13 protein-coding genes and 1 pseudogene are annotated in these 19,223 nt (G+C 57.0%); 9 read left to right on the top strand and 5 right to left on the bottom strand.

The window, feature by feature from the left end; translation table 11 throughout:
• Positions 1–248 precede the first annotated feature (248 nt).
• Positions 249–1,568, bottom strand: coding sequence for an MFS transporter (locus ACS5Q0_RS12555; protein ID WP_473126977.1), 1,320 nt, complete (start codon positions 1,566–1,568; stop codon positions 249–251).
• Positions 1,529–3,205, bottom strand: coding sequence for a GMC family oxidoreductase (locus ACS5Q0_RS12560; RefSeq protein ID WP_473126978.1), 1,677 nt, complete (start codon positions 3,203–3,205; stop codon positions 1,529–1,531). Before ACS5Q0_RS12560 ends, ACS5Q0_RS12555 begins: the two co-directional genes overlap by 40 nt.
• 202 nt (positions 3,206–3,407) lie before the next feature.
• On the opposite strand from ACS5Q0_RS12560, the gene ACS5Q0_RS12565 reads away from it, so the two are divergent.
• The 3 genes from ACS5Q0_RS12565 to ppsA all read left to right on the top strand — a co-directional run bounded on the left by ACS5Q0_RS12565 (position 3,408) and on the right by ppsA (position 7,736).
• Positions 3,408–4,181, top strand: a complete 774-nt coding sequence (locus tag ACS5Q0_RS12565; RefSeq protein WP_473126979.1) for an IclR family transcriptional regulator — start codon at positions 3,408–3,410, stop codon at positions 4,179–4,181.
• A 577-nt stretch (positions 4,182–4,758) separates the two neighbouring features.
• Positions 4,759–5,196: a universal stress protein gene (locus tag ACS5Q0_RS12570; protein WP_473126980.1), complete on the top strand. Its 438-nt coding sequence runs from the start codon at positions 4,759–4,761 to the stop codon at positions 5,194–5,196.
• Positions 5,197–5,315: 119 nt separating this feature from the next.
• Entirely contained in the window at positions 5,316–7,736 is a 2,421-nt protein-coding gene (gene ppsA, locus ACS5Q0_RS12575) for a phosphoenolpyruvate synthase (RefSeq protein ID WP_473126981.1), read from the top strand.
• Between the two features lie 47 nt (positions 7,737–7,783).
• On the opposite strand, the pseudogene ACS5Q0_RS12580 reads toward ppsA, so the two are convergent.
• A pseudogene (locus ACS5Q0_RS12580) lies at positions 7,784–7,903 on the bottom strand (universal stress protein); the annotation flags it as partial.
• A gap of 193 nt (positions 7,904–8,096) precedes the next feature.
• Here ACS5Q0_RS12580 and ACS5Q0_RS12585 point away from each other — a divergent pair.
• From ACS5Q0_RS12585 to ACS5Q0_RS12595, 3 genes are read left to right on the top strand one after another with little or no spacing between them, the layout of a single operon-like run.
• Complete coding sequence (locus tag ACS5Q0_RS12585; RefSeq protein WP_473126982.1) at positions 8,097–8,915, top strand: universal stress protein; 819 nt, start codon at positions 8,097–8,099, stop codon at positions 8,913–8,915.
• Between the two features lie 17 nt (positions 8,916–8,932).
• Positions 8,933–10,111, top strand: a complete 1,179-nt coding sequence (locus ACS5Q0_RS12590) for an ABC transporter permease (RefSeq protein ID WP_473126983.1) — start codon at positions 8,933–8,935, stop codon at positions 10,109–10,111.
• 37 nt (positions 10,112–10,148) lie between these two features.
• Complete coding sequence (locus ACS5Q0_RS12595) at positions 10,149–11,516, top strand: nicotinate phosphoribosyltransferase (protein ID WP_473126984.1); 1,368 nt, start codon at positions 10,149–10,151, stop codon at positions 11,514–11,516.
• Positions 11,517–11,539: 23 nt separating this feature from the next.
• On the opposite strand, the gene ACS5Q0_RS12600 is transcribed toward ACS5Q0_RS12595, so the two are convergent.
• Entirely contained in the window at positions 11,540–12,601 is a 1,062-nt protein-coding gene (locus ACS5Q0_RS12600; protein WP_473126985.1) for a hypothetical protein, read from the bottom strand.
• Positions 12,602–12,802: 201 nt separating this feature from the next.
• On the opposite strand from ACS5Q0_RS12600, the gene ACS5Q0_RS12605 reads away from it, so the two are divergent.
• The 3 genes from ACS5Q0_RS12605 (at position 12,803) to ACS5Q0_RS12615 (ending at position 18,188) form a co-directional block, all read left to right on the top strand.
• Positions 12,803–13,492, top strand: coding sequence for a phosphoribosyltransferase (locus tag ACS5Q0_RS12605; RefSeq protein WP_473126986.1), 690 nt, complete (start codon positions 12,803–12,805; stop codon positions 13,490–13,492).
• 31 nt (positions 13,493–13,523) lie between these two features.
• Positions 13,524–15,041 (top strand): ribose-phosphate diphosphokinase, encoded by a 1,518-nt coding sequence (gene prs / locus ACS5Q0_RS12610; protein ID WP_473126987.1) that lies wholly within the window; start codon positions 13,524–13,526, stop codon positions 15,039–15,041.
• A 450-nt stretch (positions 15,042–15,491) separates the two neighbouring features.
• Positions 15,492–18,188: a PAS domain S-box protein gene (locus ACS5Q0_RS12615; RefSeq protein ID WP_473127100.1), complete on the top strand. Its 2,697-nt coding sequence runs from the start codon at positions 15,492–15,494 to the stop codon at positions 18,186–18,188.
• Here ACS5Q0_RS12615 and ACS5Q0_RS12620 read toward each other — a convergent pair.
• On the bottom strand, positions 18,183–18,977 hold the full coding sequence (locus ACS5Q0_RS12620; protein WP_473126988.1) for a response regulator: 795 nt from the start codon (positions 18,975–18,977) through the stop codon (positions 18,183–18,185). The genes ACS5Q0_RS12615 and ACS5Q0_RS12620 overlap by 6 nt on opposite strands.
• Between the last annotated feature and the right edge of the window lie 246 nt (positions 18,978–19,223).

A 19,223-nucleotide genomic window follows, 5' to 3' on the forward strand; every position in this document is an offset into this window, starting at 1 on the left:
CGGAAACAGGTCCGAGACCGGCATCATGGCCGAGCCGATGATGCCGAACGCATGCCCAATCCCATGCATCTGCAGAACCTTCACAAACGCCTCTTCCGTCGTCATCCTCATCGATCTCGTCCTAGCTTGGATCAGCCTGCCATCATCCGCAGGCATCGGTGTGGCTCTTGTTGGACGCGGCGACACGAGGTCATCGCATCAGTGTCTTTCGTGTGAGCGGACGATGCCGCTCACACGCTGCAACAGGATCAAACCTGGGCAACTTTTGCTCTTATCGGTGTCGCGATTTCCTCCGGTCTCCGGATGCCGAAGGCCGAAATCGCACTGATCAACGCAGCGAACACGACGTATGCGCACAGATACACGGGATCGCCTCCGCCCTGCGCAATGAGATACGTGGCGATGATCGGCGTCAGACCACTCGCGAAGATTCCGGAAAACTGGTAGACGAACGAGATGCCGGTATATCGCACCCGAGCGTCGAAAAGATCGGCGAAGAGCGCCGCTTCGGGGCCATAGCACATGGCGTAGAGGATGCCGAAGGGCACCACGAGCGCGATGCCGATTAGCAGCGGATTACCGGTGCTCATCATCCAGAATGCGGGATACGCGCATGCAGCCAGGATCAGCGAGCCGATCCCATAAGTCTTCGGCCGTCCCCAACGGTCTGAGAGCTTTCCGAAGTACGGGATCGCGAAGATCATGACGAAGGCCGACAGCGTGACCATCCACAATGCTGTCGTCCGGTCGACCTTCACGTAGTTCGAAAGATAGACGATGGAGAACACCGCGAAGACGTTGAAGAATACGCCGTCGATGAAGCGCGCTCCCATGCCGAGAATGATGTTCTTGGGATAGCGCTTGGCCATGTCCACGAAGGGTATCTTGGCCTCCGTGCCGGTGGCCTTCACCTTCGAGAACTCCGGCGTTTCCATGATTTTCAAGCGGATATACATCCCCACCAGCACGAGAAAAATGCTGCCGATAAAGCCGATCCGCCACCCCCAGGACATGAATTGCTCCTCCGGCAGGCCCGACACCAGAGCAGTGACTCCGGATGACAGGCACAACCCGAGGGCAAGCCCGATTTGCGGCAAGCTGGCGTAGTAGCCGCGCTTGTTGCTGGGAGCGTACTCATAAGCCATGAGAACCGCGCCGCCCCATTCTCCCCCGATACCAATTCCTTGCGCAATGCGGAGCAGAAGCAGCAGAATCGGCGCAGCGATTCCGATCTGCTCATAGGTCGGGAGCAGGCCGATCAGAACCGTGGCGACGCCCATGATCATCAGCGTCAGGACGAGCATGCTCTTGCGCCCGATCTTGTCGCCGAAGTGCCCGAAAATCACCCCGCCGAGCGGCCGTGCGATGAAACCCACGGCGAATGTCGTGTAGGCCAACAGGATCGAAATGACGGGATCGCCTGTCGGAAAGAAGAGTTTATTGAAGACGATGCCTGCAACAACGCCGTAAAGAAAGAAGTCGTACCACTCGATTGTCGCGCCGATGACGCTGGCGAAGACGACGCGCCTTAACTGACCATCCGCAAGTCCCTGGTTTGGCTGTGCCATTGTTCCCTCCTGGTGTTTCTTCCCGTTTCGACGTCCTCTCGGATCAGATCGGCAGCTTTCTCGCCGATCATGATCGCGGGAACGTTCGTATTGCCGGACACGAGAGTCGGCATGACCGAACAGTCGACGACCCAAAGTCCGTCGACACCTCGCACCCGGAGATTGGGATCGACGACCGCACGCGGGTCGCCGTCCGGTCCCATCCGGCACGTACCGGCGGGGTGAAAGATCGTCGCGCCGTGATGGCGTGCAAAATCCAGCAGGTCATCGTCCGAAGCGAATTCAGGACCGGGCTGCATCTCGGCCGCAACATAGTCCGAGAGCGGACGCGTATTTGACAGCCGACGCGCGAAGCGCATGCCGCCAGTGACACAACGGCGATCCGTCTCGGTGGAAAGATAGTTCGCGCGGATCCGCGGTGGTGCAAGCGGATCAGGTGATCCCAGAGTGATTGCCCCCCTGCTCTCCGGCCGCAACTGGCAGACGGACAGCGTGAAGCCTGAAAAGTCGTGCACCTTGCCGCCGGCCATGTCTGCGGAGAGCGTCGCAATGTGAAACTGGATGTCGGGAGTGCGCGACTCCGGCAGAACCTTCGTGAAAAGTCCGCCCTGATTGATCCCTATGGCAAGAGGCCCGGACCTGAAGAGGAGCCATTCCAGGCCCATCCGAACGCGGCCCGGCAGCGTGCGAAGAGCATCATTGGTCGTGATCGGTTTGGTGCATTGGTAGATGAGGCGGATCTGTAGATGGTCTTGGAGGTTCTGCCCGACTCCAATGTGGTCCATGAGGACCGGAATGCCGTGATCTTTGAGATGCTGAGCCGGACCGATTCCGGACAGCATGAGGATCTGCGGGGTCTGGACGGCCCCCGATGAGAGAATGACGCCGCGCTTCGCTCTGACGGCGTTGACGCCGCCCTTGTGCTGGAAGACAACCCCTGTTGCTCGCTTCCCCTCGAACTGGACGCGGGTGACATGCGCATCGGTGATGATCGAGAGATTCGAGCGTGTTCTGACCGGCCGAAGATATGATCGCGCCGCACTGGACCGGAAACCCTTTCGCGTCGTGAGCTGGTAGTAACCGACACCTTCTTGGTTCTTGCCGTTGAAGTCCTGGGTGCGAGGAACACCGCACGTCTCGGCAGCGCCGATGACGGCTTCGATCAGTTCGTTCTTTCTGCCGATGCTGCTGACGTGCAAAGGGCCATTGCTGCCGTGCAGTTGATCGCCTGCGAAGTCTTCGTTTCTCTCCAGCTTGATGAAATAAGGAAGAACGTCGGACCATCCCCAGCCGGTGTTCCCAAGCTCCCGCCAGTGCTCGTAATCCTCCGGCTGTCCGCGGATCACGATCAAACCGTTGATGGAAGAACACCCACCCAGGACCCGCCCGCGGGGCCAGTATATTTTCCGTCCCCCCATGTGTTCGTCGGGTTCCGTGTAGAAACGCCAGTTGATCCGGTCGTTCCACATGGTCTTCCCGTAGCCGATTGGCAGATGGATCCAAGGATTGCTGTCGCGAGGCCCAGCCTCAAGAATAGCCACAGTGTAACGACCGCCTTCGGAGAGGCGATTTGCAAGTACGCAGCCTGAGGACCCAGCGCCGACGATGACGAAATCGAACTCCCTTTCGATGACCATCGTACTTTTCTCCTCCCGTTGTCCTTGAATGCTGTCTCAGTCCAACAGCCGTGTCAATATAAATGAGACGTTTCGTTCCACTGAGTGCGACGATTACTGAGCGTTCAGCCTAGCCGAAGCCTCAAGGGCCGATTGACCTCAGAGACATCCCTGATATGTCGTCACACAGGGCGGGTGCCCTGGCTTAGGGAGTGTCGGGAAATTGCCTCAGGCGAAGAGTGATGAGCGCGAGAGCGGGTCGGCGGTCTTCCGGGCTCTCCATCTCCTGGAAAAAGTGTCAGAGTCAGGTCGCGCACTTACGATCTCGGAACTGTGCGCACTGCTCGATCTGCCGAAAGCAACGGTGCACCGCCTGTGCCAGCGCCTCGAAAATGAGAGATATCTGGTTCGAGAACCGGGGGGGCGACATTTCGGCATCGGTCCACGATTGCTAAGGATCGGGCTGGACGTTGTGCGGTCCGGCGCGAGCGCGGATCGCAGAGCGGTCCTGGAAAGCCTGGTTCACCAGATCGGAGAGACATGCAATTTTACTGCATTGGTCGGTCATGAGGTGCTTTATCTGGATCGTGTGGAGGCTCGCTGGCCGTTGCGCCTCCACCTCGAACCCGGCTCGCGTGTGCCGATGCATTGCACTGCAAGCGGGAAGCTGTTCCTGGCATTCATGGATCCGGAGCGCCGCAAGAGAGCGCTCGATCTGTTGGAGCTTCCGCCTTTCACATCTCACACCATTATCGAACGCGACGCTCTCGAGAAGGAGTTGTCGCTGATCTCGGAACTAGGATACAGCGTTGATCGCGAGGAATTTCTCCTGGGTCTCGTGGCTATTGCGGTTCCCGTGAGAAACCATCGCGGAGAAACTCTCGCAGCTCTTGCCTGCCATGGCCCCAGTGCGCGATTCAAACTTGAGGAGGCGGTACAGCACCTGCCACTGATGCAGGCCGCCGCCAAAAAGCTCGGCGAGACGTTGTCCGACTGACCAAAGACAATGCATCCTTCAGACAGCCTTGGCGAGACAGGTTCACCGCTGGAAGGCCTGTACAGAGATTTCCGGATTCGCTGTTCAGCGCAGCCCGCTCCGTCCACACGACACGCCAAGGACGACCGGCAACGATCGGCTTGGCTCTCTTGGCCCGGTTCCAGCCCATCGGCACCGCGTTCTTTTATCGAACCGTCAGCGGCCATGCACCGAACAACCGGCAGCCGCGGCCACAGTGTTTGAGGATTGTCAATTCAGGACTGAAGGAAGTGCGCCAATCATAATTCCCGTAGGAGGAAACTGATGGCCAAGTCTCCCAGAACTGTCTCGACGGCCCCGCCTAGGTGCGAGACTAAGCCTCTGCGGTTTCCGCGATGAGTGTCTTCGGTCATGCTGCCGAGGTGATAGTCAGCGACGACTGCTCGTCATGAGTTGAGCGCCACCCGTTTGGACCTGCAGAGGACATTCTCGAACGTCAGTCCAACAGGCACAGCAGGGCGGCGCAAATGGCTCGTTATGGCCAGCACGAAGCGCGAGGAAGTCAGGCGGGATAGCCCAAGCATCTGAAGGTGCACCTATGTATCATCATATCCTGATCGCAACGGACGGATCCTCACTGGCATCTCGGGGTGTCGAGCATGGCATCGGCCTCGCCAAGGCATTGAGAGCCAAGGTCACGTTGTTGACCGTCTCAGAACGGTTCCACACTTTCACCCTGGATGCAGAGCAGATCGAAGAGACGACATCCTCGTTCAGGGATCAGATGGCAAAGCAGGCGTCGCGAACCCTCTCGGAAGCGACGAAGATTGCAGAAGCAGCCGGAGTCGAAGCAACGTCGACCCATCAAGAAAACGATGAGCCCTATCAGGCAATCATCCGGACCGCCGAAGGAAGAGGCTGCGACTTAATCGTGATGGCCTCTCACGGACGCGGCGGTGTGTCCGCTATGCTGCTCGGCAGTGAAACGCTGAAAGTGCTGACTCATTCCAAGCTGCCCGTTCTCGTCGTCCGTTGAACCTGCTCTGTAGAACTCAAACGAGTCCGATGCCGGCCTCACGTATTCGCACGGTTCTGGCCTGCAGAGTGACCGGATACGTCTAGCCGAGACAAACAGAGTCTAGAACGGGATACGTGATGGAACACAGCTATGAGTATGTCCGCTTCTTTAAGGATATCGGCCTGACGGATGTTCCTTTGGTCGGTGGAAAGAACGCCTCGCTTGGAGAGCTCTACCGTGAGCTCGCGCCAAAGGGAGTCTTGGTACCCAACGGGTTTGCGGTGACGGCTGACGGATACCGTTCGACACTGCGGCAGGCTGGGGCATGGCCGCGCCTGCACACGATCCTTGATCCCGTGGACCCATCGAATATAGCGGATCTCGCGGAACGGGCGCACCAGGCTCGAGAACTGGTCTACAGCGCGCCCCTGCCGCCGAAGCTGGCAGACGACATCCGACGTGCCTATCAGCACTTAAAGGATGAATACGGCGCCTCCCTCGCGGTTGCCATACGCAGCTCAGCAACGGCAGAGGATCTTCCAAACGCGAGCTTTGCAGGCCAGCATGAGAGCTATCTCAACATCGTCGGGGAACAGCAGCTGCTTGACGCGGTGCGCCGCTGCTTTGCCAGCCTGTTCACGGACAGAGCCATCCGTTACCGGATCAACAATGGCTTCGATCATTATAAAGTGTTCAACTCAATCGGCGTCATGAAGATGGTACGCTCCGATCTCTCCTCCTCGGGCGTCGTCTTCTCGATCGACACCGAGACAGGCTTTCCCAGCGTGGTTTTCATCACCGGCGCCTACGGCCTGGGCGAGAACGTAGTCCAAGGCGCGGTCGATCCCGATGAATTCTACGTTTTCAAGCCTACCTTCGCCCAAGGCAAACGCATAATCTTGCGACGCTCGCTCGGCGCGAAACAAATCAAGATGGTCTATGCTCAAGTGGGGTCACGGGATCACACGCGCAATGTCCCAACCGACAAGAAGGACCAGGAGAGATTTTGCATCAGTGACGAGGAGGCGCTCGTAATAGCCGATTACGCCGTCAAAATAGAACGCCACTATAGCGAAAAGGCAGGCGAAAACCGCCCCATGGACGTCGAGTGGGCCAAGGACGGCACAGACGGCAAGATCTATGTCGTTCAAGCCCGTCCCGAGACGGTGACATCCAAACTCGATCGAACCAAGTTGGAGGAATATCGTCTGAGCTCCACGGGTCCCCTACTGGCGACAGGCAGAGCAGTCGGAACCAAGATCGCCTCTGGCAAAGCCCGCGTCATTTCAAGCCCATCGGATCTCGCCATCTTTCAGCCGGGCGAGATCCTCGTCTCAGACACCACCTCTCCCGATTGGGGCACTGTCATGAAATCGGCGGCGGCAATCGTCACCAATCGAGGAGGGCGGACCTGCCATGCAGCCATTGTCGCCCGCGAACTCGGTGTGCCGGCGATTGTCGGCACCGACAACGCTACCCGAGCGATCCGTACCGGAGATCCCATCACCGTATCGTGCGCTGAGGGTATTACGGGCAAAATCTATGAGGGTCTCTTGCCCTTTGAGATAGACAGAGCGAATCTCTCAGAAATTGCTCGCCCTGCGACGAAGATCATGATGAATGTGGGTGATCCCGACCAGGCATTCGCTCTGAGCTTTCTGCCCAATGATGGCGTCGGTCTCGCGCGCATGGAGTTCATTATCTCCAACTTCATCAAGGTCCATCCGATGGCCCTCATCGATCAAGCCCGGCTGAGCCCTGCGGAACGGGACGAGATTGCGCGTCTGACGCAGGGCTATGAAAATCCATCGGATTTCTTCGTCGAACGTCTGTCCGAAGGTATTGGCACGATTGCTGCTGCATTCTACCCTAAGCCCGTTATCGTGCGCTTGTCCGATTTCAAGACAAATGAATATGCAAGCCTTGTTGGCGGCAGAACCTTTGAGATCGAGGAAGCCAATCCCATGATTGGCTTTCGTGGTGCATCTCGGTATGCTCATCCTGCCTATGAACCCGGCTTCGCGCTCGAATGTGCGGCCTTGAAGCGGGCTCGCAACGATATGGGATTGACCAACATCGTCCCGATGATTCCCTTCTGCCGGCGTGTCGAGGAGGCGCAACGGGTGATCGAGCGGATGAGTACGTATGGCTTAGTCCGTGGCGAAAACGGACTGGAAATCTATGTCATGTGCGAAATCCCGAACAACGTCATCCTGATCGACGAATTCGCACAGCACTTCGATGGTTTCTCGATCGGCTCCAACGATCTTACGCAGCTGGTTCTCGGCGTCGATCGGGATTCAGAAATCGTGTCGTTCGACTTCGACGAGCGCGACCCGGGCGTCATGAAAATGATTGCGCTCGCGGTGGAGGGTGCTAGGCGCAATGGCCGCCACTCGGGCATCTGTGGCCAAGCCCCCTCCGATTATCCCGAGGTCGCGGAGTATCTTGTCCGCCTCGGAATCGACTCGATCAGCCTCAACCCGGACTCGATCCTGAAGACCACAATGCGGGTGATCGACCTCGAGAAGAAAATGGGACGAAGCCAGACATCATAAATCCTGCCTCCTGATCTAGCGTCCGATGTTCCTACCCTGCCCCCAAATCAATGAGAAAGGAAACAGCATTTTGGACTGTGCCGCAGCAGGTCGCCCGTCACTCCGCCAAACACCCACTCTTTCAGCCTGGTGTGGCCATATCCTCCTGTGACGATCAGATCGACGCTAGCCTACTCGTTGGCCTGAAGCAAGTCATCTGCAACAGTGCATTCGCGCCCATGCCAAAGCAAGGCGGCTGCGCTTTGCGTTTGGTCAAATTTGGAGGGGCACACTGATTCACAATGGTCGGCAGAATCGGTCAAGTTTGTAGGAGCAAGACGACGGCTGAGAGATCGTCCTGCATCCCAGCGGGAGGAAAAAATGTCTTTCCGGGATCTCCTTGTTCTTGGTGGAGCAGGCACCGATACCGCGCGCACTTATGGAATTTGGCTCTCCCATCAAATAGGCGCATTCCTCACCGGAGCCATTCCTGTTGTGACCCTCTCTCCTCCACCGGGCCTCACGGCAGAGTTGCCGGAGGATTTCATGGCTCGCCTTCGGGACGAGGCAGAGGCGGAGGCGTCTAAAACTGCTCGATCCTTCATGGAAGCCGCGCGTGATATGAATGCAACGGCAGACACAGTTCCATTCGATGTAAGCCCTGGCGATATAGGTTACCCACTCAGCCGCTTGGCCCGCTGCTTCGACGTCAGCATCCTCCAGCAGCCAGCCTCGGACGGGTCCGATGGCGTGCGCATCATACAGGACGTTCTGTTCGGATCCGGGCGGCCTGTTCTCGTCATCCCCTATATCGGCACCCGTCAAAAGACCGAAAACGCGCTCATTGCCTGGGACGGCGGCATTCAAGCGGCCCGGGCAGCATCCGACGCCATACCCATTCTCAAGCTCGCGCGTCATGTGCACATCATTACGATTGGCACAGAGCAGCAACAGACGCATCACTCCGGACAGGATCTCAGCAGACACTTAGCCCGACACGGGATTAACGCAGCCATCAAGCTCCTCCCGAGCGAAGACATTGACGTCGCCAATGCGCTTCTGTCTCATGCGGCCGACAACGACACCAATATGATCGTAATGGGTGGCTACAGTCACTCGCGCCTGCGGGAATTTGTCCTTGGTGGTACGACACGGGAGATCCTCAGGTCGATGACAGTACCAGTATTCATGTCCCATTAGGTCACGATGGATCTTCGATGGCTCTTGGCGCCAATATACCTGATCATAACGGCTATGATCATCTTTCATCGACGCCGATGTGGCGCATCGAGCGCCGACGTGAGGAAGCACTCATTACACTCACCGGCCTTTGGACTGCCGAGAATGCTCCATGGATGGAGTCTGCCGCAGCTACTTTCACGTCAGCCACAAAGGACTCTCCGCGAATCAGCTTCAATCTTTCTCATGTCGACAGACTCGACACGGCAGGGGCTTGGATCTTGGATCGCAGCCGACATGAACTTCAAAAGTTAGGCTGCGACGTCACTTTCACGAGCGCGCGTGATGAACACCGGGTCCTGCTCGATGAGGTCGATCATTACGATATCCCCCCCAAACAGGCCGTCGAGGCGTTTACCCTATACGATCTCCTCGCCAACCTCGGCCATACCGTATCCGCAGCAATAGAAAGCATTTTCTCAGGGCTGGGCTTTCTCGGCGCATTCGTAGCAGCCTTATCACATGTCTCTCTCAAACCGCGTTTCTTTCGAGGGATATCGCTCGTCCATCAACTGGATCTCGTAGCCTGGAGAGGGGTACCGATCATCGCCCTCATTTCGTTCCTCGTCGGAGGAATCATTGCTCAGCAAGGCATCTTCCAGCTTCGCCGGTTCGGAGCTACCTCATTCGTCGTCGATCTGGTCGGCATTCTTACACTGCGTGAGTTAGGCGTTCTTCTGACATCGATCATGATCGCAGGTCGGTCGGGATCGGCCATCACGGCCGAAATCGGCTCCATGAAGATGCGGGAGGAAATCGATGCCATCCGCGTCATGGGCTTGGAGCCGATGGAAGTTCTTATCATTCCACGCCTTCTTGCCCTGATTATCGGCCTGCCCATGCTGACTTTCCTGTCGGACATTGCCGCACTCGTCGGGGGCGGCTTCGTCGCATGGATCTATGAGGGGATCAGTCCGAATATTTTTCTTTCCCGCTTAAGGGATGCTATCGCACTCAATACATTCCTGGTCGGTCTCATCAAATCGCCGTTCATGGCGCTTATCATTGGTCTGATCGCTGCGATAGAAGGCTTCGAAGTTCAGGGATCCGCGGAATCGCTCGGGCGACATGTCACGTCGTCGGTTGTGAAAGCAATCTTCATGGTAATCGCAGCTGACGGTCTTTTCGCAATGTTTTTTGCGGCGATCAATTACTGATGCAGCGGCTCACCCGCTTGAGCAGGACGTTACCGTCATGACCATGACCATGCCTTCTCAGTCAGACAAACCTCATTGCAGTCATGCGTTGTTCACGGATCTCTACGAGATGACGATGCTCCGAGCCTACCGCGACCTCGCGATGACGGACATTGGTGTATTCGAACTCTTCTTCCGGAAGCTCCCGAAGTCGCGAAATTTTCTGATTTGCTGTGGCATTGGACCGCTTTTGGAGGAGCTTGAAAGCCTTACTTTCAGTGAGGACGATCTGTCCTACCTGTCATCGACTGCGCTCTTTCAGAGAGAGTTTCTCGAAAGCCTGAAAGACTTCAGGTTCACGGGCGACGTCTATGCGGTTCCAGAGGGCACTCCGGTCTTCCCCAACGAACCGCTCCTTGAAATCGTAGCACCGATTGGACAGGCGCAGATCCTGGAGACGCTGGTTTTGAATCAGATCGGGTTGCAAACGATCCTGGCGTCCAAGGCGGTGAGAATCGTCGAAGCTGCCCAAGGGCGCCGGGTCATCGATTTCGGTGCCCGGCGCGCTCAGGGAACCGATGCGGCTATCAAGGGAGCAAGGGCATTCTATATCGCAGGCGTATCAGCAACCTCTAATCTCGCCGCCGGACGGCGGTGGGGAATACCTGTCGCCGGCACGATGGCTCACAGCTTTGTTCAGGCGTTTGCAACCGAACTTGATGCGTTTCGAAGCTTTACCTGGGTTTTTCCGGAAACGATCCTTCTCGTTGACACATACGACACGCTCGAGGGCGTCCGTCATGTAGCACAACTTGCGAAGGAGCTTGGATCGAGGTGTCGGATCCGCGGGGTGAGGCTCGACTCCGGGGATCTTCCCGGGTTGGCTCAAGGTGCACGGTCCATTCTTGATAATGCGGGTCTGCAGCATCTCGAGATCATTGCCAGCGGTGGCCTCGACGAGTACACAATCGCCGACCTGATTGCACGCGGAGCCCCCATCGACGCCTTTGGGGTCGGCACCAGCATGAGCGTTTCTGAGGATGCACCGGCTCTCGACATCGCTTACAAGCTCGTCGAATATGCTGGGCAAGGTCGAATGAAGCTGTCGCCAGAGAAGCGCACATTTCCTGGTCGTAAGCAGATCTTTCGCAATCTCGATGGCGATATGGCGCAGTATGACGTGATCACCCGCCGTCCGGACACGCTCGAGGGCACCCCGCTCATGAAGCCCGTAATGATCGCGGGGAGACGTGTCAGCTCTCCTCGTGATCTGGACACCATCAGGGACTACACCCGATTAATGATCGGACAGCTTCCCTCAAACCTCCTTTCCCGAGACGCATGCACATCTCCGTACCGCGTTGATATCAGCGCATCACTTCAGGAGCATGAGCGCGAGGTGCGAAGGACAATCGCAGGCCAGTGAGCAATCAGGTGTTGTCTGTTGTATCATGGCATCGCGGCGAGTGCCTCCTGCGCCAGATTGAGATATTGTTGCGACAACGGCACCCATTTTTGAGGATCCCGTGGGACCGGGTCGAGAAGATGAGCCAAGGACAAGCGCGCCCTTAAGATTGCGTGGAGCACTGTATACAGGGCGACCAGGTCGCCGGGAGCATGATCCCCGAGGAGATCCGCAACGCGTTTGTTCAACGCAGGGCCAAACCATGCCGCGCCGAGTCGAGCACATTCCATCCCGAGGAATGACAATTCGTCGAAGGGATCAAGGAGCCGAAGATTCCAGCTGAACTCGAGACAATCGAAGATCACCACCGGATCGGTAAGGCAAACGTGCTCAGGCCGGAGGTCACCATGTCCTTCGACGATATGGCCGCCCCTCACCCGTGCGCGAAGCGGTTCTCTCTGGCCCTCCAAAACCGCCTCGATCTGGTCGAGGAGCCTTGATACCTTGGATGGTTCAGGCAGGAGGCCTGAATGCAGCAAGACCGCTCGGTTCTCCGTCAGTTCATCCAGGAAATGCAGATACGGCTTCTCTGGTTCTACCTTTGGATGTTCAGTACTTCGGTAAAAATTCGCAAGCACCTCAGCTAGGCGGGTGACATCGCTCTCGCCGACGCTTCTCTCCTTCAGTCGGACGTCCAACATGCATTCTGCAGGAAGCCGCTTCATCTCGACGAGCCAGTCGACGACCTCACCCTCTCCGTTCAATGTGAGGATATTGAGTTGTGATCGCGTTAGAGGCGTAACACCCAGATAGATTCCAGGTGCGAGCCGGCAGTTCAGGCGGACTTCCTCGCGGCAATATCTTTCACGCGCAGCGAGCGACCTAAAGTCAAGGTAGGGGTAACGAACAGGCTTCTTGAGCTTGTAGACTCTATCATCCGTGAGAAACACCCACGACATGTGGGTTTCCTTGATTGTGACGCGGCCCTGACCATGAGTGTAGGATGAGGGGTCGCCCAAAAAGCGGACTTTCTCCTCAAGCGTAGGAAACTCTGCATCGGTCGGTTTTCCATCGGCACCGGACATATCCGCAGGGTCAAGTGACATGGCCTAAGGAGAGCCTAACATCACTATCGCGACCTTGATTATCGTCAATATGGCCATTGCCCGAGTTGGTAGCGATGAAGGATCCAGTCGATCGATATCGGCAGGAGGATCGGCCTCTTTATCCCATGCCCCTCCTCATTGCGTATACGGAGGCATTCGTTCATGGACCATTTTCAAGACCGCACGAGCGCCGGTCGGCTCTTGGCAGAAGAGCTCATAAGGATGAACCTCAAAGATCCTGTGGTCCTCGCACTGCCGAGGGGTGGCGTACCGGTTGCGCTCGAAATCGCCAAGGCTCTGCAAGCGCCCCTCGACCTCATCCTGATCCGCAAAATAGGCGTTCCGAGCCAGCCCGAGTTGGCGGCTGCGGCTATTGTCGATGGAGAACAGGTGAATCTCGTTATCAACGAGCAGGTCATGGCCTGGTCGGGGCTGAGCGTGAAGACACTCGACGCCTTGGCACAGAAGGAGCTCAAGGAGATCGAGCGCCGCCGCAGGACCTATCTTTCCAATCGTCCTCCGGTATCCGTCAAAGGGCAAACCGCTGTCGTCGTCGACGACGGAATTGCGACTGGCACAACGGTTCGCGCCGCCCTGAAGGCCCTCGCCCAACGTGGCGCTGAGCAAATCGTCCTTGCTGTTCCGGTTGCCGCCGCAGACGAGATCGCGTCGTTGCGAAAGCAGGTCACGTCTGTCGTTTGCCTTATTCCGGCGAGGGCCTTTTTCGGCATCAGCTCATTCTATGAAGACTTCCATCAACTGACCGACGCGGAAGTGATCCACCTTCTTCAAGAGGCCCCTCAGCCACCAGCGTTCAATCAGGACTCGCCTCAGCCGAACCGCATGCCTGAATTGTCGCCTGGAGAGACCTCTGGATCCCAACGCCGATGAATTTTCTCTCTCGCCTGTGACGAGGTGAGCTATGACGACATTAGCCGTAACGGATCCCGCACTCCGAAGATTGTTCGACAGGCTCGATTTTTCCCCTCAACCCAAGGACACTTCGCTGTCTCAACTGTTCGGATACTGGGTCAAGAAGAGAGATGGCCGGACAGCGCCGACGTCTCAAGAGATCAATCGCTCTGATCTAAGAGAAAGCTCTGTCGATGCTTTCATGCTCCAATACGATCACGATCGAGACGCACCGGCTTTGATGTTCGGCGGAGCGACGTTCGAAACCCTGGTCGGTCCCTGTGACCCCGGCGCCATGCTCCTCACCGAGGCATCGCAGCCGCGCGGCCTCGTCAGATTGCGAAGGCTCGCCGAGCTCGTGCGACAGCGCGCAGAACCCGTCCTGGTAGAGTTTACCATGCGTGCCGCAGGAGGAGAGCCGCTGCGCGCCGAAATGTTTCTCGCCCCTCTTTCGAACGACAATCGTTCGGTCGACGGACTTTTTGGGGGGTTGGCTCTCAGGCACCTGCATTCACCTCAAAAGCCCGGCTTTCATGCGCCTCTCAGACCGGCCAGAGCAGCGCCGCTGCTCTTGTTTGCCTTGAATTCCGCCCGAGATCTGGGGCAACGGGTCGCCCAGCGCCTTGGGCAACCGCTTCAAAGTCATGAGGAGCGCGACTTTGAAGATGGAGAGCATAAAATCAGGCCTCTCACTCACGTTCGAGGCCAACACGTCTATGTGATGGCCAGCCTTCACGGCGAGAAAGGCCAGAGTGTCAATGACAGACTTTGCCGCATGCTCTTCTTCATCGCAGCCTTGAAGGATGCAGGTGCGTCACGGGTCAACGTGGTTGCCCCCTATCTCTGCTACGCTCGAAAGGATCGCCAGACCAAGCTGCAAGACCCTGTCACGAGCCGCTACATCGGGCAGCTCTTCGAGGCCGCAGGAGGAGATTGCCTCACAACGATGGAGGTGCATAATCTGGCGGCATTTCAGAATGCATTCCGCTGCAATACGATCCATCTGACGCCATATGCAGCGTTCTGCGAACATCTCGTAACTCTCTTGTCAGATACGCCCATCGCCATTGTCTCTCCGGATATTGGAGGATCAAAGAGAGCCGAGACATTCCGCCAGGAGCTCGAAGATCGTCTCCGCCGACCGGTTTCGAAGTGTATTGCTGACAAGCAGCGGAGCATGGGCCGCGTCTCCGGAGATCTCTTCGCAGGAGATGTTTCCGGCTGTACGGCGATTATCCTGGATGATCTCATCAGCACAGGCACGACGATGGCGCGCGTAGCAGCGCAATGCCGAGAACATGGAGCAAGGCGAGTGATCGTCGTCGCCACTCACGGAGTCGGCGGCGCCAGCGCGCTTCCGAACCTGCTTCAACCAGCGATCGACCAAATTCTGCTATCGAACACAATCCCTCAGCCCCGTGAATTTACGGTGCCTCTAGGCGACCGACTTACGATTATCGACATTTCGAGCATTGTTGCGCAATCTTTGCGAGACTGCGTCATCGAGGACGATATGGGTATTGTTTAATCACGTCGAAGCAGGCGGCCCGCATGTGAGCCCAGATTGACATAGATCATGGTAGAGGAACGACGATCGGCGAAACCCTTATCTGCTCGGATTCAGGAGAGTGGAATGGTACTTTGTTGCGCGACACTGCAAGGGCATTTGGAGACCATCAGGAGGAGCTGATGGAGCCTACATTCCCGATCGGCCAGCTGTTCCACTTGGCTGAAACAAAATCCGACGCTGGGGATCAACATACCTATTGCGTCGTTGATATAGCTCCGTGGGGCATAGAGGGATCCCTATGCTATCGGGTCGACACTATGAGTGGGATCGAACACACGGTTCGTCCCCAAAATATCAAAGAAGCCAATGCGGATGCTCTGCTACAGTAAACCCGCAGGCTCGGCGTCCTACAATAGGCGCGATGTTCGCCAGCCGCTCTTCGCGCGCCTCTCCGGAGCCTCTACCGTGATGAGGGAAGCCGAAAGGGGTTCAGGCGAGAAATGGGAGCCTCGGGCTACGTCGCAAGCTGCCCGCGGTAAAGAAGGCAGCGACAGCATGCACGGCTCTCTACCTGGACAGGCTCGTTCAGTCTGGGCGCATCTTTTGACATTCGCCTTCGCCCTCCTCGTCCCCGTCATCCTGTTTGCAGGTGTTCTGGCATGGTTTTACGTCGATTCAGAGCAAGAGCGAGCGAAGGAGCAAGCTCGCCTATCGGCACGAGAGCTTGTTGTCGCCATCGATCGCGAATTGGCAGGCCCGCGCCTCATGCTCCAAGCCTTGGCGACCTCACCTTTTCTTCAGTCGGGTGATCTCGAGAGCTTCTACTCCCAGGCGGAAGATATCACGCAAGCGCTTAATTTAACGATCGCGCTCCGTGTCCCCGGACAAGCTGAGGAAGTTCTGAATACGTCCGTTCCGTGGGGCGCCTCGCCCGGGGAAGATTACCCAGATCTCTCACAATACATGCAGGAGATGACCCTCACCAAGCAGCCGGTTGTCACGAACTTGACAAAAAATCTGCTGCGAAAGACCTGGGTTGTCACCGTCCTGGTTCCTGTCATCAAGGATGGAAAGGTCATTTATCTCCTCTCCCTGGACATACCTGCTGTTCAACTAGCCCAAGTTCTTCGGCAGGTTCAGATCGCGCCGGGATGGATCTCTGCCATCGTCGATAATCACGGCACCATCATCGCGCGATCTATCAATCATGAGAGTTTTGTCGGCCAATCAGCGCCCCGCGACTGGGCCACTCAAACGACGCTTCCCGAAGGAGTATGGACCGGTCGCAATCTGGAAGGGACTGAGGTGCGAACGGCATATGCTCGATCTCCGCAGACCAACTGGGCCATCGCAGTCGCCGTACCTGAGCACACCTTCAATGCGCCCCTGAGACGTGCCTTACTGACCCTTACAAGCATAGGGGTATTGTTGCTTACATTAGCGGCTAGTCTTGCATACTGGGCCGGTTCACGCCTCTCACACGCGATCCGGAGTCTTAAGGACGCAGGGACTGCCGTAGCGCACGGTCTTTGCACCCCTCCAGTGGCAACATCGGTTCTTGAGGTGAACGAGGTAGGGCATGCGCTTGCGATTGCATCTGGTCAAGTGCGAAACAGAGAGGCACATCTTCGCTCAATCCTCGAAACCGTTCCCAGTGCAATGGTCGTGATCAACGAACATGGAACGATCCAGTCGTTCAGCCTCGCTGCTGAAAAGCTGTTCGGGTATCGAGTCGATCAGGTCATCGGACGCAATGTGCAGATCCTCATGCCCGAGCCTGATCGAAGCGCTCATGACGGCTATATTCAGCGCTACCTTAAGACTGGAGAGCGTCGGATCATCGGCAAGGGGCGCCTTGTGACGGGACTGCGCAAGGACGGCTCGCTTTTTCCCATGGAGCTGAATGTCGGTGAAGCCAACACAAATGGGGAAAGAGTATTCACCGGATTTATCCGCGATCTCACCGAGATGCGGCAGATTGAGCATGAATTGCGGCAAACACAGAAGATTGAAGCAATCGGCAAGTTGACTGGCGGCGTCGCCCACGATTTCAACAATCTTCTCACGGTCATCAAAGGCAACCTGGAGATGATCGAGGCGCGGCTTGCCGGCGACGAATACAAGGATCTCATCTCTGAAGCCCAGGAGGCGGTGGATCTTGCGGCTCAACTAACGGCAAGCCTGTTGGCTTTCGGCCGGCGCATGCCCCTCAGCCCGAAACGGGTCGATCCAGGTCAGCTCGTATCGAACACAAGTGATCTTCTACGGCGTACCCTTGGCGAGACCATCACGGTTCGGACCATCATCGAGAGCCGATCCCAAGCTCTTATAGACCCTGCCCAGTTCCAGAACACGCTTTTGAATCTTGGCATTAATGCCCGTGACGCGATGCCAAATGGAGGAAAACTCACCATCGAAGTATCGGATGTGGACCTGGATACGGATTATGCGGAGCTCCATGCGGAAGTTCGTCCTGGAAAATACGTCCTCGTCTCGGTAACCGATACGGGAAGCGGCATGTCGCAGCAGGTGCAGGAACGGGCTTTCGAGCCGTTTTTCACGACAAAGCCGACGGGATCTGGAACCGGACTGGGCCTGAGCACCGTCTATGGCTTCGTGAAGCAGTCCGGAGGACACATTACTCTTTACAGTGAGCTCGGCCGTGGGACGACAGTCCGAATTTATCTCCCCTCTGCGATCGAGGAAACGGCGGGTGAGGATGTCGAGGCTGGCCATAGCCCGTTCCTGCCAAGATCAAATGGCGAGACGATCCTCGTCGTGGAGGATGAGGAGAAGGTTCGTCGGGTCACGGCGGCCCGCCTCAGCGACTTGGGATATCATGTACTGGAGGCCGGGAGCGGCCCCGAAGCGCTTGAAATCTTGACCTGTACCAAGAGTGTTGATCTGCTGTTCACGGATATGGTGATGCCCGGGGGCCTTTCGGGAGCCCAACTCGCGGCGGAAGTACACCGCATTTACCCGGAGATGAGAATGCTCTTTACATCAGGCTATGCCGAGCCTGCTGTTGTCCGACAAGCCGAGGCTGAGAGCAGCAACTGGATCAGGAAGCCCTACACCGCCGCGGACCTTGCTCATAAACTGCGCTCGATCCTCGATTCACGCAGAGATGGGGCCTTTCCACATCGAAAAGTAGACCACCTATGAGCCCAAGGGCTTCAAACCCTTTTCCACCTTGGCTGTGAGAACATAGCCCGCCCCCCGCACGGACTTGAGAATCTTGGGATTTTGAACGTCGTCCTTGATTTTACGCCTCAGACGAGAAACTTGAGCGTCGATACTCCGGTCAAAGGCCTCCCACGTGCGACCTCGTGTCTGATCCATCAGGTAGTCGCGCGTGAGAACGTGCCCGGCATGTTCAAGGAAGACGCTCAGAAGATCATACTCGCTGGTGGTGAGAGTGACATCCTGGCCATCCGGCGATGTTAGCTGTCGGCGCGTACGGTCCAATACCCAGCCGTCGAAGCTCAGCACCTCGGCTCCGGCCTCCTGTCCACCTGCGGAGACCCTGTCAGCAGCATGCAGGCGCCGGAGAACGCTTTTTACCCTGGCCAAAACCTCGCGCAGGTTGAATGGCTTCGCGATATAATCATCGGCCCCGATTTCCAATCCAACGATACGATCGACGTCGTCTCCGCGACCTGTAAGCATGATGATTCCGAGGTCGGAAGTGGACCGTACATTCCGCGCAATCGTCAGGCCGTCGGCGTCCGGCAAGCCTAGATCGAGAAGAACGAGATCGATATGCGAAGCCGCTAGGCATTTACGCATTTGCGCCCCACTCTCGGCGAGGCTGACCCGAAAACCTTCGGACTCAAAATAGCGCAACAGCATCGACCGAATTCGAGGATCATCGTCGACCACGAGTAAATGGGCATGGGACGCAAGATCCTCGAAGGAATGCTTGGAGCTTGAAGCCCGTTCTCGGGAAAGCATGAGACTACCCCGTGTGGAGGAACAACCTGACGCGTCAGCGTAGGACCCGACTCTCACTGCATAGGTAGCCTATCAATTTCTCCAAATTGGGTCTAAAAGATGTCTTTGCCTCACCATGAGACAACCCGTCATCTGTTCGAGCGAGCGAGAGAGGCTGGAGCGGATTGGCAACTTGACCATATCCCTGCAGGATGGGACGTGGTTTTTTCCGTAACGCTGCGTTCGACGCGCGCTCTCGGACCTTCT

The sequence above is a fragment of the Microvirga sp. HS2 genome (assembly GCF_055792805.1).

What these genes read in the sequence shown, in the direction of transcription:
- ACS5Q0_RS12570 (WP_473126980.1), top strand. Translation starts at nt 4,759, where the DNA reads ATGTATCATCATATCCTGATCGCAACGGACGGATCCTCACTGGCATCT.
- ACS5Q0_RS12555 (WP_473126977.1), bottom strand. Translation starts at nt 1,568, where the DNA reads ATGGCACAGCCAAACCAGGGACTTGCGGATGGTCAGTTAAGGCGCGTC.
- ACS5Q0_RS12620 (WP_473126988.1), bottom strand. Translation starts at nt 18,977, where the DNA reads ATGCTTTCCCGAGAACGGGCTTCAAGCTCCAAGCATTCCTTCGAGGAT.
- ACS5Q0_RS12585 (WP_473126982.1), top strand. Translation starts at nt 8,097, where the DNA reads ATGTCTTTCCGGGATCTCCTTGTTCTTGGTGGAGCAGGCACCGATACC.
- ACS5Q0_RS12600 (WP_473126985.1), bottom strand. Translation starts at nt 12,601, where the DNA reads ATGTCACTTGACCCTGCGGATATGTCCGGTGCCGATGGAAAACCGACC.
- ACS5Q0_RS12590 (WP_473126983.1), top strand. Translation starts at nt 8,933, where the DNA reads ATGGCTCTTGGCGCCAATATACCTGATCATAACGGCTATGATCATCTT.
- ACS5Q0_RS12595 (WP_473126984.1), top strand. Translation starts at nt 10,149, where the DNA reads ATGACCATGACCATGCCTTCTCAGTCAGACAAACCTCATTGCAGTCAT.
- ACS5Q0_RS12560 (WP_473126978.1), bottom strand. Translation starts at nt 3,205, where the DNA reads ATGGTCATCGAAAGGGAGTTCGATTTCGTCATCGTCGGCGCTGGGTCC.
- prs (WP_473126987.1), top strand. Translation starts at nt 13,524, where the DNA reads ATGACGACATTAGCCGTAACGGATCCCGCACTCCGAAGATTGTTCGAC.
- ACS5Q0_RS12615 (WP_473127100.1), top strand. Translation starts at nt 15,492, where the DNA reads ATGAGGGAAGCCGAAAGGGGTTCAGGCGAGAAATGGGAGCCTCGGGCT.
- ppsA (WP_473126981.1), top strand. Translation starts at nt 5,316, where the DNA reads ATGGAACACAGCTATGAGTATGTCCGCTTCTTTAAGGATATCGGCCTG.